Source organism: Janibacter terrae (assembly GCF_039636765.1).
Taxonomy (GTDB): domain Bacteria; phylum Actinomycetota; class Actinomycetes; order Actinomycetales; family Dermatophilaceae; genus Janibacter; species Janibacter terrae.
The window spans coordinates 3,037,845-3,055,594 of record NZ_CP144167.1; the positions used below are offsets into that span (position 1 = coordinate 3,037,845).

Genomic DNA, 17,750 nt, shown 5'->3' on the forward strand with positions numbered 1-17,750 from the left:
AAAGCATGCTCCCGTCCATGACAAGCGCGACCTGGACGATCCGCGAGATGGCGGACGAGTTCGGCGTGACGACGCGCACGATCCGCCACTACGAGGCCCTCGGCCTGATCTCCCCGGAGCGGCGAGGGACGACCCGGATCTTCCACCGCCGCGACCGCACCCGCCTGGCCCTCGTGCTGCGGGGGCGGCGCCTGGGCTTCCCCCTCGACGAGATCGCCACGATCATCGACCTCTACGACGCGCCCCGGGGCCACGCCAGCCAGCTCGAGTACGTGCTCGGGCAGATCGGCGAACGCCGCGAGGACCTGCAGCGCCGGCGGCGCGACATCGACGACGCCCTCGCCGAGCTCGACACCTTCGAGCAGCGCTGCCGCGACGAGCTCGACGCGCGCTGACCAATCCGTCCTCCCCCTTCGCTCCGAAGTCCCGGCACGAGGCCCCACCGGTCACCCGAGATCGGCCCGGCCAACGACACAGGAGTCAGGTATGCACACCTTCACCAAGGCCGCTCTCGCCACCCCGGCCGCGTGCGCGATCCTCTTCGCGGGAGCCACCGGCGCGAGCGCCGACGAGACGTGGACGATGAACCTCACCGACACGATGGGCAACGACAGCGGGTCGACGTCCACCGCCACGGTCACCGTGGCGGGCGACCAGATGACGGTCGACATCACGGGCACCGGGTTCACCCCGAGCTCGCCGCACGCCCAGCACTTCCACGGCTCGTTCGACGAGAACAAGGACTTCACGTGCCCCACGCCCGCAGCCGACAAGGACGGCGACGGCCAGGTCGACACCGAGGAGGGCCTGCCGACCTACGGCGACATCATGATCTCGCTGACGACGAAGGGGGACACGAGCCCGAAGAGCGGCCTGGCCGTGGACCGCATGCCCGTCGCGGACGCCGACGGCAACCTGAAGTACTCGCGGACGATCACCCTCCCCGAGGGGGCCGGGCCCAAGCTGAAGAACCTGCACGTCGTCCAGCACGGCCTCGACGCCAACGGCAACGGCAAGTACGACATGGACGCGCTCGGCGAGTCCAGCCTGGCGAAGTCCCTCGGCGTCAAGGGCATCCCGGAGGAGGCCACCAACCCGGCCACCTGCGGCACCGTCACGGGCGCCGCGGTCGCAGCGGCACCCACCGGTGGCGTCCAGACCGGTGGCGGCACGACCGAGGGCCTCGAGGCCAAGGGTGCGCTGGGCGCCGGCGCCCTCGCCATGGCGGGCGCGGCCGGCCTGCTCGTCATGCGTCGTCGCCTGACGCAGGAGAGCTGAGCGCGTCGTGCCACAGCGCACCCAGGGCCGCGACCGCCGCGCGAAGGGCGTGGCGGTCGCGGTCCTCGCCCTCGCCGTGGCCGGCAGCGGCCTGACCGCCTACGGCCTCTCGCAGCAGGAGACCCGGACGCCGCCACCCGCGGCGGTGTCGGAGGGTGGGCACGCCGGTCACCACATGGGCCCGGCCCCCACGAGCCCGTCCCCGTCGTCCGATCCCGCGCCCGAGCCCACCGCCGAGCGGATGTCTCGGTCGCGCCCCACGTCGATCTCGATCCCGTCGCTCGGGGTGAGCAGCTCGATCACCGACCTCGGCCTGCAGGCCGACCGGACGATGGAGGTGCCCCAGGACGGCACGAGCACCGGCTGGTTCACCGGGAGCCCCACCCCGGGCGAGCTCGGACCATCCGTCCTGGCCGCGCACGTCACGTGGGACAAGGAGCCCGCGGTGTTCTTCGAGCTCGGCTCGATGCGCGAGGGCCAGCGGGTCGAGGTCGAGCGGGCGGACGGCTCGACCGCCGTGTTCGAGGTGAGCGACATCGGGCAGTACCCCAAGACGAAGTTCCCCACCGACGACGTCTACGGCGAGGTCGACCACGCCGCGCTGCGGCTGATCACCTGCGGTGGCCACTTCGACGGGGAGACGGGGCACCACGTCGACAACGTGGTGGTCTACGCCGAGCTGGTCGACGAGCGGGCAGCCGCCAGGTAGGCGTCGATCTCCGCGGCGGTGGGCGCGCTCGTCGGCCCCTTGCGGGTCACCTTGATCGCGCCGGCGGCGTTGGCCCGGCGGCAGGCATCCGGCCAGGTGGCCCCCTTCGCCCGCTCGGCGAGGAGGACGCCGGTGTGCGTGTCGCCCGCGCCGTTGGTGTCGACCGGGGTCTCGGGGAACCCGGGCACGACGAAGGTCTCGCCGTCGGCGTGCACCGCGCACCCCCGGTTGCCGTCCCGGACGACGGCCACGGCCCCATCGCGGAGGTGGGCGGCGACGGCCTCGGCGGCCGGACCCATCCCCGGCGCCCCGCCGAAGTCCTCGGACTCCTCTGCATTGCCCGTCCAGACGTCGGTGAGCGCGACGACCCGGGAGCGAAGGGAGGGGTCCAGCTCGGCGAAGACGGCACCTGGGTCGAGCACGACGAGGACCCCGGCGGGAAGTAACTCGAGCCAGGCGACGATCGGGTCCCTGGTGCGACCCACGAGGCTGTAGCCGCTGACGCACACGAGGTCGCCCGCGACGGGTGCGCTCGTCTGCAGGGACTCGACGCTGATCCGCCGCTCGGCGTCCTGGGTCGTGACGAAGGTGCGCTCCGCGGACGGCTCGACCATGACGACGCAGATGCCGGTGTCGAGCTCCTCGACGACGGGCGCGGACAACGAGACCCCTTCTGCCGCAAGGGTCTCGCGCACGAGGTCGCCGTTGGGTCCCCGACCGTGGGCACCGGCGTGGACCGCCTCGGCGCCCGAGCGGGCCGCCGCGAGGAGGGTCGTCACCGCTCCCCCGGCGTACCGGGTGGCGTCCGTCGCCATGGCGTTGCCGCCGCGACGTGGCAGGCCGGGCACCTCGACGACGACGTCGACGAGCGCCTGGGCGGTGTGGATGACGCGGGGCGCCACCTCAGCCCTCCCGCACCACGTGCACCTTGGCCCGGTGCTCGACGCGCCAGCCCGGCCGCCCGTCGAAGTACTCGTCGGTCGCCGTGCGCGCCCCGGACCAGTGGTAGTAGTCGTCGAGGACGATGCGGCCGCCCGGCACGACATGTGGGGCGATCCGCTCGAGGCAGACCTTCGTCGATGCGTACCAGTCGCCGTCGAGGTGCGCCAGGGCGACCGGGCCGTCGACGTGCACGGTGTCCTCGAAGAGTCCGCGCACCAGCTCGATGTCGTTGTCCGCCACCGGGACCCCGTGGCGGGCGAAGGAGGCGGTCACCTCGCCGAGCAGGTCCTCGCGGTAGCCGTAGTACGTCTGGCCGCCGAGACCCCCGGACTCACCGCGCCGGATCGTCTCGTACCGCTCGTGGACGTCGGCCCCGTCCTCCTCGGTGGGCGGCGGGATCATCCCGAAGACGTCGAAGACCCGCATGGGGCGACCTGCGGCCTTGGCCGCCCCCATGACGATCGCGGACCCGCCGAGCGCGGTGCCGCACTCGAGGACCAGGCCCTCGCGACCGGCGCGGTCGGCCTCGACGACGAGCTCGGCGAGCAGGCGCAGGTCCGCCTCCTTGAGGTAGGTCAGGGACTCCTCGCGCACGCCCGTCACCACGTCCGCGACCCGCGGGGGCAGGTCGATGTCGTCGAAGGGGTGCCTGCTGAAGCCGCGCAGCAGGTCGAGCTCCGCGGTCAGGGCCTGGTTCCGGCTCTTCAGGCGCCGGATCTGGTCGTCGCTCACGTGGGGTCCGTCCTGGGAGGTGGCGAAGGGCGTGGCGCCCACCGTACCCATCGACCCCGCGGACCGGAGCGGACGCGCCCCGAGCCCTCCGGCAGACTGGCGCCCATGACGCACACCCCCCGCTTCGCCTCCGTCGACGACGTCCGTGAGCGGCTCGCGGCCCACGGCTACCTCGCCTCCGACGCGATCGCGACGACGGTCTACCTCGCCGACCAGCTCGGCAAGCCGCTGCTCATCGAGGGGCCGGCCGGTGTGGGCAAGACCGCCCTCTCGGCTGCCGTCTCGGGCGCGACGGACGGCGAGCTCGTGCGCCTCCAGTGCTACGAGGGCGTCGACGAGGCCCGCGCCCTCTACGAGTGGAACCACGCCAAGCAGCTGCTGCGCATCACCGCCGCCGGTGCCCACCACGACTCCCGGGGCGCCGACGAGGCCGACTGGACGTCGGTCAAGGAGGACATCTTCACCGACGAGTTCCTCCTCTCCCGCCCGCTGCTCACCGCGATCCGCAACGCGCACCCGACCGTGCTGCTCATCGACGAGCTCGACAAGGCCGACGTCGAGATCGAGGGGCTGCTGCTCGAGGTGCTCTCGGACTTCCAGGTCACGGTCCCCGAGCTCGGGACGATCCGGGCGAGCCAGACCCCCTTCGTCGTCCTGACCTCCAATGCCACGAGGGAGCTCTCCGAGGCCCTGCGCCGCCGCTGCCTTTACCTGCACATCGACTACCCGGAGGCCGAGCTCGAGCGCCGGATCGTCGCGCTCTCCGTGCCCGGCCTCGAGGACGCCCTGGCCGACTCGATCGTGCGGCTCGTGGGTGCGCTGCGCCGGATGCGGCTGCGAAAGTCGCCCTCGGTCGCCGAGACGATCGACTGGGCCCGCACCCTCGTCAGCCTCGGAGCCGGCGACGAGCCCGACCCGCAGCTCCTGCGCGCCACCCTCGGTGTCGTGCTCAAGCACCGCGAGGACATCGACATGGCGATCGCGCAGCTGGACCTGGACCGTGCCCTCGCGTGACCCGCTCGGCGAGCGCCTCGTCGACCTCGCGCGCTCGCTGCGGCTGCACGGCGTGACCGTCGGGACGTCCGAGGTCGCCGACGCGGCCGCGGTCGCCACCGTCCTCGGGCTCGACGACCGCGAACGGCTGCGGGCCGGCACGGCCGCGGCGATGATGCGCCGCTCGGCCGACCGCGCCGTCTTCGACCAGCTCTTCGACATCCACTTCCCGCCGGCCGTCGGCGGTCGCACGGGGGCGGCCGGCGACCCGGTGCCGACCGACACCGCCGGCGCCCGCGCGCGTGCCGCCGCCATCCGCGAGGCCCTCGTGGACGCCCTCGCCCGGGACGACGAGCGCGGTCTCGAGGAGCTCGCCGCGCGGGCGCTCAGCGAGCTCGGCCGCCTGGCCAACGAGGCGACGACGGGCGGGTGGTCCGCGAGCCAGACGCTCGACCGGCTCGCGCCGCAGACGGCGATCGCCGCTGCGCTGCAACGCGCCCGGGACGCCGGCGACGTGCCGGGCGGAGCGGGCGAAGGGGGTGGGGGCACCGGCTCGGGGTCCGGCGCCTCGGGCGGCGGCGGCGCCGGGAGCCCGTGGCGGCCCGAGCGGCTCAGCGACCGCTACGACCGCGACGAGATCCGCGGGCGCGTCGCCGCCTTCCGCCGGGCCGTCGAGACCGAGGCCGCGCGGCGCAACGCGGAGGTCCGCGGCCGCGAGCGCATCTCGCGCTTCGGCGTGCGGGACCCCTTGGAGCGCAAGGACTTCCTGCTCACCGGCACGACCGAGGCGGCCGAGCTGCAGGCCGTCATCGGCCCGCTGTCACGCAAGCTCGCGGCCAAGCTCGCCGCCCGCCAGCGGCGCCATGCGCGCGGCAGCATCGACATCCGACGCACCCTCCGCTCGGCGATGTCGACGGGTGGCGTGCCGGTGCGGCCGGAGTACAAGCGGCGTCACCGCAGCCGCGCCGACATCGTGCTGCTGTGCGACATGTCGGGCTCGGTCGCGGGCTTCTCCCGCTTCACGATGCTGCTGCTCCAGTCGCTCGCCGGCGTCTTCCGCCGGGTGCGGTTCATCGGGTTCGTCAACATCTGCGACGACATCACCGAGCTCGTGCGCGAGTCGCGGGTCGGCGAGGACATCAGCGAGCGCGTGGCCCGCGAGGCGCAGCTGACGCGGTGGCACGGGTCCAGCGACTACGGTGCCGCCTTCGAGGACGCGGTCGAGCACCACCTCGACGCCATCGGTCCCCGCTCGACGGTGCTCGTCCTCGGCGACGCCCGCACCAACGGCACCGACCCACGGGTCGAGGCGCTGCGGACCCTCGTGCGGCAGGCCAAGCACGCCGCCTGGCTCAACCCCGAGCCGGCCCGCATGTGGGACACCGGCGACTCCGTCGCGAGCCGCTACGCCGAGGTCGTCGACATGCACGAGGTGCGCAACATCGAGCAGCTGCGGCAGTTCATCTCCCGTCTGCCGGTGACCTGACCCTCCCCCCCTTCGCACCTGAACCCGCATTGCCCTAGGGGAATGCGCACCTGAACCCGCATTGCCCTAGGGGAATGCGGACTCCCGGATCTGCAGACAATCTCCACACGTCGTCCCCGGGATCCACCGATCGCGCTGCCTAGCCTGAACCCATGACCTCCACCCACGCGCCGCGACGGGTCCTCGTCGTCGAGGACGACCCGACGATCAACCAGGCGCTGACCGACCGGTTCGTCGCGGAGGGCTTCGAGGTGTCGCAGGCCCACGACGGGCCGGGGGCGGTGGCGGCCCACGCCGAGCACCACCCCGAGGTGGTCGTCCTCGACCTCATGCTGCCGGGCTTCGACGGGCTGGAGGTGTGCCGCCGGATCCAGGCCGAGCGCCCGGTGCCGGTGCTGATGCTCACCGCCCGCGACGACGAGAGCGACATCCTCGTCGGGCTCGGTGTCGGCGCCGACGACTACCTCACCAAGCCCTTCCGCATGCGCGAGGTCGTCGCCCGGGTCCGCGCGCTGCTGCGCCGCATCGAGCGTGCCGCGGAGCTCTCGCGCGACGCCGGGCCGGTGACCCTCGACGGCCTCGTGCTCGACGCACGCACCCGGCGCTGCACCGTCGAGGGGCTCGCCGTGCACCTGACACCGACCGAGTTCGACCTCCTCGCCCTCCTCGCCCGCGAACCCGGCTCGGTCGCGCGCCGCGAGCGGATCGTCGCCGACCTGTGGGGCTGGGACGAGAGCCTGGGTCGCGGCAGCCTGGACAGCCACGTCAAGTCGCTGCGCGCCAAGGTCGGCAGCCACCGCATCCGCACCATCCACGGCGTCGGCTACGCCCTCGACGACGGGACGGGTCGATGAGCCGCTCCGCTCCCCTGCTGGAGCTGACCTCGATCCGGACCCGCCTCGGCGTGCTCGTCGGCGCCAGCATCGTCGTCGCGGCCGTCGTCGGCACGATCGGGACCGACGCCGGGGTCCCGCTCTGGCTCGGCCTGCCGGCGACGATCGGCGTGGCGCTCGTCATCACCCGCTGGCTCGCCACCGGGATGACGACGCCGCTGCTCCAGATGACCGAGGCCGCGCAGCGGATGGCGCGCGGCGACTACGACGCACAGATCACGACGAGCGGGCAGGACGAGGTGGGGAGCCTCGCGCGGGCCTTCAGCTCGATGGCGGGCGAGCTGCGCGAGGCCGAGGAGCACCGGCGACGCCTCGTCGCGACGGTCGCCCACGAGCTGCGCACGCCCCTCAGCGCCCAGCAGGCCCTGCTGGAGAACCTCGTCGACGGCGTCGTCGCCCCCGACGACACGACCCTCGGCGCGGCGCTCGCGCAGTCCGAGCGGCTCGGTGCCCTCGTCACCGACCTGCTCGACCTCTCCCGCCCCGACGGCCGCGGGATCCCGTTGTCCCCCAGCCGCATCCGTGTCCACGAGCTCCTCGACGAAGCCATGGACGAGGCCCGCCTCCAGGGCCGCGAGCTCACGCTCGTCGCCGACGTCGAACCCACCGACCTCACCGTCACCGGCGACCGTGCCCGGCTCGCCCAGGTGACCGCCAACCTGCTCGACAACGCCGTCCGGCACAGCCCCGCCGGCGGCACCGTCACCCTCACCGCCCGCGCCGAAGCCGAGCGCTGGCAGCTCACCGTCGCCGACGAGGGTCCGGGGCTCTCGCCCGAGCGCGCCGAGCGCCTCTTCCACCGCTTCGGTCCCGGCGGGGACGAAGGGGGTGGCACCGGCCTCGGCCTGGCCATCGCCGCGTGGGTCGCGTCGATGCACGGAGGCAGCATCCGCACGGTCGGCACGGCTGCCGGAGCGCGGATCCAGATGACGCTCCCGCTCGTCCCGCCACGCCCCTCCCCCTCGCCCGCCCCGCTCACCACCCAGGAGACCGCCATGACCGCCCAGCCCGTACCCACCACGCCCCTTCGAGACGGCGCGAGCGCGCCTCCGGTTCCTGAGGAGGGAGTCCGCGCAGCGGGCGAGCGTCTCGAAGGGCAGGGGGCGGGTGCGGCACCCCCTTCCCTCTCGCTGGCGCGGTGGTGGCCAGAGCGCACGAGCGAAGGGCGGCCCCGGCTGCTGCTCGCCGCGCTCGCCGTCGGGCTGCTCGCCGCGGTCCTCCTGCCGGGCAACGCGATCGGGCTCGGCCTGCTCGTCGTGCTCACCGCCGGCGGCGCGGCGCTGTGGTTCGCCTCGCCGCGTCGCGCCGCGCCCTGGTCGTGGTGCACGGCGGCGCTCGCGCTGCCGCTCGGCCTCACGACGGTGCTGCGCGACGACCCGGCGACGAGCTTCTTCGCGGTCGCCGTCGCCGGCGTGCTCGCCGCCACCGCGTGCACCGACGCACGCACCGTCGCGGGCATCGCGGCCTCGGTCATCGCCTGGCCGCTCTCCGCGCTGCGCGGTCTGCCGCTCCTCGACCGGACGATTCGGATCCTGGCCCGCCGGGGCAGCGCGTGGTCGATCCTGCGTACCGGCGCCGTGAGCCTCGTCCTGCTCCTCGTCTTCGGTGGGCTGCTCGCCTCCGCCGACGCCGTCCTCGGGTCCTGGACCTCGGCGCTCGTCCCCGAGATCAGCGACATGGCCGTCCTGCGCGTCTTCGTGCTCGTCTTCTTCGCCGGGGTGACCCTCGCGGGCCTCTACCTCGCGATCAACCCGCCCGTCGTCGACGGCGCGAGGCCCTCGCCGCGCATCCCAGAGCGCGAGTGGCAGGTCCCCCTCGGTGTCGTCATCGCGATCTTCGTCGCCTTCGTCGTCGCGCAGGCCGCCGCGGTCGTCGGCGGGCACGACTACGTCCTGCGAACCGCAGGGGTGACCTACGCCGAGTCGGCCCGCCAGGGCTTCGGGCAGCTGACGCTCGCCACCGCGCTCGTCCTGCTCCTCGTCGCGGGGGTGCGCACCCTGGGACGCACGAGCACAGACCGCGACCGCACGGTCATGCGGGCGATGAACGCGGCGCTGTGCGTCCTCACGCTGCTCGTCGTCGCCTCCGCCCTGCGCCGGATGGCGCTCTACCAGGACGCGTACGGGTACACGACGCTGCGCGTCAATGCCGACCTCTTCGAGATCTGGCTCGGGCTCGTCGTGCTCGCGGTCCTCGTCTCGCTCTTCACGCCGTCCCGCCGATGGGTCGGTCGGGCGGTGCTCGTCACGGCCGCGGCCCTGACGATCGTCGGCACGGTCGGCAACACCAGTGCCCGGGTGGCCGAGCACAACATCCAGCGGTGGGAGGAGACCGGCAGGCTCGACACCGAGTACCTGAGCAGCCTGCCGGGCGACGCCGTGCCGGCCATCCACACCAGCTCGCTCCCGGCGCAGCTGAAGACCTGCATCCTCTCGCAGCACCAGGTCCACGGCGCGGGCGACGAGCAGAGCCTGCCGGGCTGGAACCTCGCCCGCTCCCGCGCCGGGGAGATCCGGGCGCTCTACCCCGTGCCGACCGCCTGCGCGCCGGGCCGCGGCTCGTCGACGAGGTGAGCCACGCACCCTCCGTCACGGCCTCGCGGCGGAGGGAAAAGGTGGCGCGGGCCACGATGCGGTCGGGTCATCGAGGGGCTGGGGCACGCAGTAGTCTGCGACGCATGGCCATCAACAAAGTCCTCATCGCGAACCGCGGCGAGATCGCCGTCCGCATCGCCCGTGCCTGCGCCGACGCAGGCATCGGCTCCGTCGCCGTCTACGCCGAGCCCGACCGTGACGCCTTGCACGTCAAGGTCGCCGACGAGGCGTACGCCCTCGGTGGGCAGACGCCCGCCGACAGCTACCTGCTCCAGGACAAGCTCCTCCAGGTCGCCAAGGACGCCGGTGCCGACGCGGTCCACCCGGGCTACGGCTTCCTCGCGGAGAACGCCGACTTCGCCCAGGCCGTCCTCGACGCCGGGCTGGTCTGGATCGGGCCGAGCCCGCAGGCCATCGACGCGCTCGGCGACAAGGCTAAGGCCAAGCACATCGCCGTCAAGGCCCACGCCCCGCTGGCCCCCGGCACCAACGACCCGGTCAAGGACGCCGACGAGGTCATCGCCCTGGCGCAGGAGTTCGGCCTGCCGATCGCCATCAAGGCCGTCTACGGCGGCGGCGGCCGCGGCCTCAAGGTTGCCCACACCATGGAGGAGATCCCCGAGCTCTACGACTCCGCCGTCCGCGAGGCCGTCACGGCCTTCGGCCGCGGCGAGTGCCTCGTGGAGAAGTTCCTCGACAAGCCCCGCCACGTCGAGACCCAGTGCCTCGCCGACCAGCACGGCAACGTCGTCGTCGTCTCCACGCGTGACTGCTCCCTGCAGCGCCGCAACCAGAAGCTCGTCGAGGAGGCACCCGCCCCCTTCCTCACCGAGGAGCAGCACGCCGAGCTCGTCCGCGCGTCCAAGGCGATCCTCAAGGAGGCCGGGTACGTCGGCGCCGGCACCTGCGAGTACCTCGTCGCCCAGGACGGCACGATCTCCTTCCTCGAGGTCAACACCCGCCTGCAGGTCGAGCACCCCGTGACCGAGGAGGTCACCGGCATCGACCTCGTCCGCGAGATGCTGCGCATCGCCGACGGCGAGGAGCTCGGCTACGACGACCCTGTCGCCCGCGGTCACTCCTTCGAGTTCCGCATCAACGGCGAGGACGCCGGCCGCAACTTCATGCCGGCCCCCGGCACCGTCACCAAGATGCGCGTGCCCCACGGCCCGGGTGTCCGCTGGGACGCCGGCATCGAGGAGGGCGACACCGTCGCCGGCGCCTTCGACTCGATGATCGCCAAGCTCATCGTCTCCGGCGCCACGCGCCAGCAGGCCCTCGAGCGCTCGCGCCGCGCCCTGGCCGAGCTCGTCGTCGACGGCATGCCGACGGTGGTCCCCTTCCACCGGGCGATCGTCTCCGACCCGGCCTTCGCGCCGGAGGGTGACGCCCCCTTCAGCGTCCACACCCGCTGGATCGAGACCGAGTTCGACAACCAGATCGCCCCCTACGGCGGCGAGGTCGGCGAGGCAGCGGACGAGGGCGAGCGCCAGAAGATCACCGTCGAGGTCGGCGGCAAGCGCCTCGAGGTCGTCCTGCCCGGTGGACTCTCGCTCGGTGGTGGCGGAGGTGCCGCTGCCAAGAAGAAGGCCCCGAAGCGCTCCGGCGGGGGTGGCGGCGGCGCCGCGGCCTCCGGCGACAGCCTCACCGCGCCGATGCAGGGCACCATCGTCAAGATCGCCGTCGAGGAGGGCCAGCAGGTGGCCGAGGGCGACCTGGTCGTCGTCCTCGAGGCGATGAAGATGGAGCAGCCGATCACCGCGCACCGGGCCGGCACCATCACCGGCCTGGCCGCCGAGGTCGGGGCCACGGTCAGCAACGGCGCGGTCATCGCCGAGATCAAGGACTGATGAGCGCCTCCCCCACGAGCCTCGACGCCGCCCCCGGCACGCCCTCGCGGCGTACCGGGGGCGGCCTCGTCATCGCCGTCCTCGCGCTGTGCGGCACCGTCGTCTCGCTCCAGCAGACGATGGTGCTGCCGCTCGTCCCCGAGCTGCCCGCCCTCATCGGCACCAGCACCGGCAATGCCTCGTGGATGGTGACCGCGACCCTCGTCGCCGGCGCCGTCGCGACCCCGGTCATCTCCCGCATGGCCGACATGTACGGCAAGCGGCGGATGATCCTCGTGACCCTGGCGATCGTCGCCCTCGGGGCGCTCGTGGGCGCCTTCGCCACCACCCTCCCGCTCCTGCTCCTCGCCCGTGCCCTGCAGGGCATGGGCATGGCACTCGTGCCGGTCGGGATCGCGACGATGCGCGACGAGCTCGACCCCGACCGCGTGCCCCTGGCCGTGGCCCTGATGAGCGCGACCCTGGCCATCGGTGCCGGCGTCGGCCTGCCCCTCGGCGGCTACCTCGCCGAGGCCTTCCACTGGCACGTCGTGCTGTGGCTGCCGGGCGTGCTCGCGCTCGTCATGCTGGCGCTGGTGCTCGTCACCGTCACGGAGTCGAGCGTGCGCACCGCCGGCGCCTTCGACCACCGGGGCGCCGTGCTGCTCAGCCTCGCCCTCGTCCTGCTGCTCCTCGCGGTCTCCAAGGGCTCGGACTGGGGCTGGACCGACGCCCGAACCCTCACGTCCGTCGCCGCGGGGGTCGCGCTGCTCGCGGTCTTCGTACCGCTCGAGCTGCGCATCCCGAACCCCCTCGTCGACATCCGCACCGCCGCGCAGCCGGTCGTCATGGCGGCCAACGCCATCTCGGTCTTCATGGGGTTCGCGATGTTCGTCAACATGCTCGTCTCGACGCAGCTGCTGCAGACCCCCACGAGCACCGGGTACGGCCTGGGCCTGGACGCACTCCACGCCGGGCTGTGGATGGCCCCGTCGGCCGCGGCCTTCGGACTCCTCGCGCCGCTGTCGGGGTGGGTCACCCGCCGCTTCGGCCCCGAGCTGGCCATCGGCCTCGGCGGCGCGATCATGACGATCTCCTACCTCGCCCGCATCCCGCTGAGCGGCACGGTCACCCTCGTCGTCCTCGGCACGATCACGGTGACCATCGGCACCGCCCTGGCCTACTCGGCGCTGCCGACGCTCATCATGCGCTCGGTCCCCGTCACCGAGACGGCTGCGGCCAACGGCCTGAACACCCTGCTCCGCTCCGTGGGCACCTCGAGCGCCAGCGCGGTCACCGCCGCCGTGCTCGCCGCGAGCGTCTCGGCGGCGACGCAGGGGCACCCGAGCTTCGGCGCGCTGCAGCTGATGTTCGTCCTCGCCGCCAGCGCCGCGGCCGTCTCGACGGGCGTCATCGTCCCCTTCCTGCGCCGGCGGGTCGCGGAGGGCGAGACCCAGTCGACCGAGCGGCTCACCGTCGACCACGTCGTCCGGGGCCGGGTCGTGGACCCGCAGGGCCGTGGGGTGCCCGGCGCGATCGTCACCGTCCTCGGGGGGCGCGGCAGCCACATGGACTGGGCGCACACGGACTCGGCGGGCGACTTCAGCGTCGCCACCGGCGGCCGGATGCGCCACCTCTTCGTCGTCTCGGCCATCGGGTGGGCGCCCGTCTCGGCGTACCCGGACCTCTCCGAGGACCGGACGCTTGCCCCCTTCGTCGTCGGGGAACGGCTCACCGTCTCTGGGCGGGTCACCGACGAGCAGGGGCACGCGGCCGCGGACGCGTCGGTGGTCATCACCCGTCGCACGGGTGGCTCGGTCTCGTGGGTGCGCACGGACGCGGACGGCAGCTACGCGCTCCCCCTGCCGCGCGAAGGGGGCTACGACCTGACCGCGGTCGACCGCGCGTCGGGCGCCACCGCGAGCCGGCTCATCGCCGTCGGAGGACGCTCCATCACCCTCGACCTGCAGCTGGTCGCGGCGGCTCAGCCGGGCAGCTTGCCGCAGCCCGTCGGGTCGGACTGACCCTCGGGGTCGGTCTGACCCTTGGGGTCGGTCTGACCCTCGGGCCCGGTCTCCTGCTCGGTCGGCAGCCCGATCCTGTCCTCGAGGAAGTCGCCGGCCGTGTCGATGATCGACGTGAACCTGCCACCGGTGCGCTGGTCCACGGCGTCCTGGACCTTGTCGATCGCGCTGCGCGCCTGGTCCGGGTGGTCACGCGCCGCGTCCCGCGCCTTGTCGACGTACTCGCCACCGTTGAACTGCTGCGGGGTGTTGCCCATGGTCGGCTCCTTCGTCACGGAGCCGCCGGTCGGCCCCCTTCGACCCTAGCGGCGGATCAGTCCTCGCGACGGGGGTGCAGACGACGCGCGGCCTCCGCGAGCGTCCCCGTGAGCGAGGGGTAGACGGTGAAGGTCGAGGCGACCTGGTCGACCGACAGGCGGTTGTGGACCGCGATGGCGACCGGGAAGATCAGCTCGGAGGCCCGCGGGGCCACGACGACCCCACCGAGGACCGTGCCGGTGCCGCGGTAGGCGAAGAGCTTGACGAAGCCCTCGGTGATCCCGAGCATCTTGGCGCGCGGGTTGCGCGAGAGCGGCATCGTCACGGCCTCGACGTCGGGGTTGTCCGCGGCGTCGGCAGCGGTGAGCCCGACCGTCGCGATCTCGGGGTCCGTGAAGACGTTGGCCGAGACGGCCGAGAGGCGAAGGGGGGCCACCGCGTCACCCAGCGCGTGCGCCATGGCCGTGCGGCCCTGCATGGCCGCGACCGACGCGAGGGCGAAGACTCCGGTGCAGTCCCCCGCCGCGTAGATGCCGCGGACCGAGGTGCGCGAGACCCGGTCGGTGACGACGTGGCCCGAGTCGCTCTGCTCGACCCCGACCTCCTCGAGGCCGATGTCGCGGGTGTTGGGCACGGCCCCGACGGCGATGAGCACGTGGCTGCCCTCGACCTCGCGGCCGTCCTCGAGCGTGACGACGACGCCGTCGCCGCGGCGCTGCGCCGAGGCCATCCGCGAGCGGTTGAGCACGGTCATGCCGCGACGGCGGAAGACGTCCTCGATGACCGCGGCCGCGTCCTGGTCCTCGCCCGGCAGGACGAGGTCGCGCGAGGAGACGAGCGTGACGTCCGCGCCGAGGCCGAGGTAGGCCTGGGCGAGCTCGGCGCCGGTGACACCGGAGCCGACGACGATGAGCCGCTCCGGCATGTCCGGCAGCGCGTAGATCTGCTGCCAGGTGAGGATCCGCTCGCCGTCCGGCTGAGCGGCCGCCAGCACCCGCGGGCTCGCCCCCGTGCTGAGGAGCACGACGTCGGCCTCGACGGTCTCGGTGCCCGTGCCGGTGGTGACCTCGACCGTGCTCGGCGAGGTGAGCCGGCCGGTCCCGGGCAGCACGCGCACGCCCACCTCGGCGAGGCGGGCGCTGATGTCGGCGGACTGCGCGGCGGCCAGATCCAGGACGCGCTGGTTGATGGCCCCCAGCTCCGCGACGGTCTCGGTCGCGACGTCCCCCTCGGGGTCCTCGAGGTGGACGCCGAGCTCGGCGGCGGTCCCGATGCCACCGAGGTAGTCGGCGGTCGCGATGAGGGTCTTGCTCGGGACGCAGTCGGTGAGCACCGCGGCCCCGCCGATGCCGTCCCGGTCGACGACGGTGACGGAGGCGCCGAGGTGGGCCGCGACGAGCGCCGCCTCGTAGCCGCCGGGTCCGCCACCGAGGATCACTACTGAGCTGGTTCGTGTCACGCCACCCATCCAACCACCCTTGTAGATTGCGGCTGTGACCGAGCAGACCCACAGCCAGGACCCCTTCGCCCTCGCCCGTGAGGCGGCGGCCGTCATCGCCGACCGCACCGGTGTCGAGCGCCACGACGTCGCCCTCGTGCTGGGCTCCGGCTGGGGCCAGACCGCGGACCTCGTCGGCGAGACGGTCACGACGATCGAGCAGGCGCAGGTGCCGGGTTTCTCCACCGCCGCCGTCGCCGGCCACTCCGGGCAGATGCGCTCCGTCGACATCGCCTCCTCGGGTCGTCGCGCGCTCGTCTTCGGCACCCGGACCCACTACTACGAAGGGCGGGGCGTGCGGGCCGTCGTGCACGCCGTCCGCACGGCGGCCGCGGCCGGTTGCCGGGCGATCGTCCTCACCAACGGGTGCGGCGGCCTGCGGCCGGAGTGGGGGCCCGGCACGCCGGTCCTCATCAGCGACCACCTCAACCTCACGGCGACCTCGCCGATCGAGGGCGCCAACTTCGTCGACCTCACCGACCTCTACTCCCCCCGCCTGCGCGAGCTGGCCCGCGAGATCGACCCCGAGCTCGACGAAGGCGTCTACGCCCAGTTCCGCGGGCCCCACTACGAGACGCCGGCCGAGGTGCGCATGGCCGGGATCCTCGGCGCCGACCTCGTCGGCATGAGCACGGCGCTCGAGGCGATCGCCGCGCGCGAGGCCGGGCTCGAGGTCCTCGGGCTCTCCCTGGTCACCAATGCCGCTGCCGGCATCAGCGAGACGCCGCTGGCGCACGACGAGGTCGTCGCCGCCGGGCAGGCTGCCGCCGAGCGCTGCGGCACCCTCCTCGCCGACATCGTGGGGCGCATCTGATGAGCGAGTACTCCGGTCGCCACTCCGCCACCGAGCTGCCCGACGACCTGCTCGTCGCGGCCGCGGAGTGGGCGGCCGACGACCCCGACCCGGTCACCCGCGCCGAGCTCCAGGACCTGGTCACCGCGGCCGAAGGGGGTGACGCCGTCGCCGTCGCCGACCTCACCGGCCGCTTCGCCGGTCTCCTGCAGTTCGGCACCGCCGGGCTGCGCGGCGCCCTGGGGGCCGGGCCGCACCGGATGAACCGCTCCGTCGTCATCCGCGCCGCCGCCGGCCTCGTGGCCCACCTGAAGACCCTGGGAGACGGCGCCTTCGTCGTCGTCGGGCGGGACGCGAGACACAACTCCGACGCCTTCGCCATCGACACGGCCGCCGTGGTCGTGGCTGCGGGCGGTCGGGCGGCGGTCCTGCCGCAGCCGCTGCCGACGCCGGTGCTCGCCTTCGCGATCCGTCACCTCGGCGCCGACGCCGGGGTCATGGTGACGGCCAGCCACAACCCGCCGCAGGACAACGGCTACAAGGTCTACCTCGGCGACGGCCGCCAGATCGTCCCTCCGAGCGACGCGCAGATCGCCGCGCAGATCGACCGGGTGGCGAGCGTCGCCGACGTCCCGCGCGCCGAGGGCGGGTGGGAGGTGCTCGGCGACGAGGTGCTCGAGGCCTACCTCGACGCGATCGCCGGAGTCGTCGCCCCGGACACCCCGCGCGACCTGCGGGTGCTGCACACCGCGCTGCACGGTGTCGGCGACGGCACGGTCCAGGCGGCCTTCACCCGGGCGGGTTTCGCTGCGCCCCAGCAGGTCCCGAGCCAGGCCGCGCCGGACCCGGACTTCCCCACGGTGGCCTTCCCCAACCCCGAGGAGGACGGCGCGCTCGACGCCGCCCTGGCCGCCGCCCGCGAGAGCGGGCCCGACCTGGTCATCGCCAACGACCCGGACGCCGACCGGTGCGCGGTGGCCGTCCCGGACGCCGGCGTCGACGGCGGGTGGCGGCTGCTGCGCGGTGACGAGCTCGGCGTGCTGCTCGCCTCCCACCTCATCGTGCGCGGGGTGCCCGAGGGACGTCGCATGGCCAGCTCGATCGTCTCCTCCCGGCTGCTCGCCGCGATGTGCCGCCAGTCCGGGGTGGCCCACGAGGAGACGCTCACGGGGTTCAAGTGGATCGCCCGCGTCGAGGACCTGCACTACGGCTACGAGGAGGCGCTCGGCTACTGCGTCGCGCCCGACCTCGTCCGGGACAAGGACGGGGTCTCGGCCGCTCTCCTCGTCGCCGAGCTCGCCGCGATCCTCAAGGCCGAAGGCAGGACCCTCCAGTCGGTCCTCGACGACCTGCACACCCAGCTCGGCGTGCACGCGACGGACGCCTTCTCCATCCGGGTCACCGACCTCGCCGACATCGTCGTGCTCATGGCGCGCCTGCGCCGGACGCCACCGACGGAGGTCGCCGGCTCACCGGTCACGAGCAGCGAGGACCTGGCGCTGGGGGACGGTCGGCTGCCGCCGACCGAGGGCCTGCGCTACCTGCTCGACGACGGCTCGCGGATCATCGTGCGCCCCTCCGGGACGGAGCCCAAGCTCAAGGTCTACCTCGAGGCCATCGAACCGGTGGCCGCGCCCGAGGACCTCGGCGCGGCTCGCGAGCGCGCGGCGGAGCGCCTGGGCCGGGTGCGGGCAGCGATGGAGGGCCTCACCGCCCTCTAG

At 73.6% G+C, this 17,750-nt stretch carries 15 protein-coding genes; 11 read left to right on the plus strand and 4 right to left on the minus strand.

Going from position 1 to position 17,750, the window contains the following annotated elements:
* The first annotated feature begins 17 nt into the window (after positions 1-17).
* The 3 genes from V3C34_RS15135 to V3C34_RS15145 all read left to right on the plus strand — a co-directional run bounded on the left by V3C34_RS15135 (position 18) and on the right by V3C34_RS15145 (position 1,987).
* Positions 18-395: a MerR family DNA-binding transcriptional regulator gene (locus tag V3C34_RS15135; RefSeq protein ID WP_338537753.1), complete on the plus strand. Its 378-nt coding sequence runs from the start codon at positions 18-20 to the stop codon at positions 393-395.
* A 91-nt stretch (positions 396-486) separates the two neighbouring features.
* Complete coding sequence (locus V3C34_RS15140; RefSeq protein ID WP_068322013.1) at positions 487-1,278, plus strand: hypothetical protein; 792 nt, start codon at positions 487-489, stop codon at positions 1,276-1,278.
* Between the two features lie 7 nt (positions 1,279-1,285).
* Positions 1,286-1,987: a class F sortase gene (locus V3C34_RS15145; RefSeq protein ID WP_338537752.1), complete on the plus strand. Its 702-nt coding sequence runs from the start codon at positions 1,286-1,288 to the stop codon at positions 1,985-1,987.
* Here the strand turns inward: V3C34_RS15145 and V3C34_RS15150 are convergent.
* Both V3C34_RS15150 and V3C34_RS15155 read right to left on the minus strand, forming a co-directional pair.
* Entirely contained in the window at positions 1,948-2,889 is a 942-nt protein-coding gene (locus tag V3C34_RS15150) for a PfkB family carbohydrate kinase (protein ID WP_338537751.1), read from the minus strand. The two genes, V3C34_RS15145 and V3C34_RS15150, sit on opposite strands and share 40 nt — an antisense overlap.
* 1 nt (position 2,890) lies before the next feature.
* On the minus strand, positions 2,891-3,661 hold the full coding sequence (locus tag V3C34_RS15155; RefSeq protein WP_338537750.1) for a TylF/MycF/NovP-related O-methyltransferase: 771 nt from the start codon (positions 3,659-3,661) through the stop codon (positions 2,891-2,893).
* 105 nt (positions 3,662-3,766) lie between these two features.
* Here V3C34_RS15155 and V3C34_RS15160 point away from each other — a divergent pair, with 105 nt between their 5' ends.
* The 6 genes from V3C34_RS15160 (at position 3,767) to V3C34_RS15185 (ending at position 13,480) form a co-directional block, all read left to right on the plus strand.
* Entirely contained in the window at positions 3,767-4,675 is a 909-nt protein-coding gene (locus V3C34_RS15160) for a MoxR family ATPase (protein WP_338537749.1), read from the plus strand.
* The gene (locus V3C34_RS15165; protein ID WP_338537748.1) at positions 4,662-6,140 is read left to right on the plus strand and encodes a VWA domain-containing protein; all 1,479 of its coding nucleotides are present in this window, start codon (positions 4,662-4,664) and stop codon (positions 6,138-6,140) included. Before V3C34_RS15160 ends, V3C34_RS15165 begins: the two co-directional genes overlap by 14 nt.
* Positions 6,141-6,292: 152 nt before the next feature.
* A complete protein-coding gene (locus V3C34_RS15170) occupies positions 6,293-6,994 on the plus strand; it encodes a response regulator transcription factor (RefSeq protein ID WP_346007552.1) in 702 nt (233 codons plus the stop codon).
* Entirely contained in the window at positions 6,991-9,606 is a 2,616-nt protein-coding gene (locus V3C34_RS15175; protein WP_346007553.1) for a DUF4153 domain-containing protein, read from the plus strand. The genes V3C34_RS15170 and V3C34_RS15175 overlap by 4 nt, the downstream gene beginning before the upstream one ends.
* A gap of 104 nt (positions 9,607-9,710) precedes the next feature.
* Entirely contained in the window at positions 9,711-11,477 is a 1,767-nt protein-coding gene (locus V3C34_RS15180; protein ID WP_346007554.1) for an acetyl/propionyl/methylcrotonyl-CoA carboxylase subunit alpha, read from the plus strand.
* A complete protein-coding gene (locus tag V3C34_RS15185) occupies positions 11,477-13,480 on the plus strand; it encodes an MFS transporter (RefSeq protein ID WP_346007555.1) in 2,004 nt (667 codons plus the stop codon). Before V3C34_RS15180 ends, V3C34_RS15185 begins: the two co-directional genes overlap by 1 nt.
* Here the strand turns inward: V3C34_RS15185 and V3C34_RS15190 are convergent.
* Positions 13,441-13,737 (minus strand): antitoxin, encoded by a 297-nt coding sequence (locus V3C34_RS15190; RefSeq protein ID WP_068321982.1) that lies wholly within the window; start codon positions 13,735-13,737, stop codon positions 13,441-13,443. The genes V3C34_RS15185 and V3C34_RS15190 overlap by 40 nt on opposite strands.
* A gap of 56 nt (positions 13,738-13,793) precedes the next feature.
* Positions 13,794-15,206 (minus strand): NAD(P)H-quinone dehydrogenase, encoded by a 1,413-nt coding sequence (locus tag V3C34_RS15195; RefSeq protein WP_346007556.1) that lies wholly within the window; start codon positions 15,204-15,206, stop codon positions 13,794-13,796.
* Positions 15,207-15,231: 25 nt separating this feature from the next.
* Here V3C34_RS15195 and V3C34_RS15200 point away from each other — a divergent pair, with 25 nt between their 5' ends.
* Both V3C34_RS15200 and V3C34_RS15205 read left to right on the plus strand, forming a co-directional pair.
* Entirely contained in the window at positions 15,232-16,050 is an 819-nt protein-coding gene (locus V3C34_RS15200; protein WP_338537744.1) for a purine-nucleoside phosphorylase, read from the plus strand.
* Positions 16,050-17,750, plus strand: coding sequence for a phospho-sugar mutase (locus V3C34_RS15205; RefSeq protein ID WP_346007557.1), 1,701 nt, complete (start codon positions 16,050-16,052; stop codon positions 17,748-17,750). Before V3C34_RS15200 ends, V3C34_RS15205 begins: the two co-directional genes overlap by 1 nt.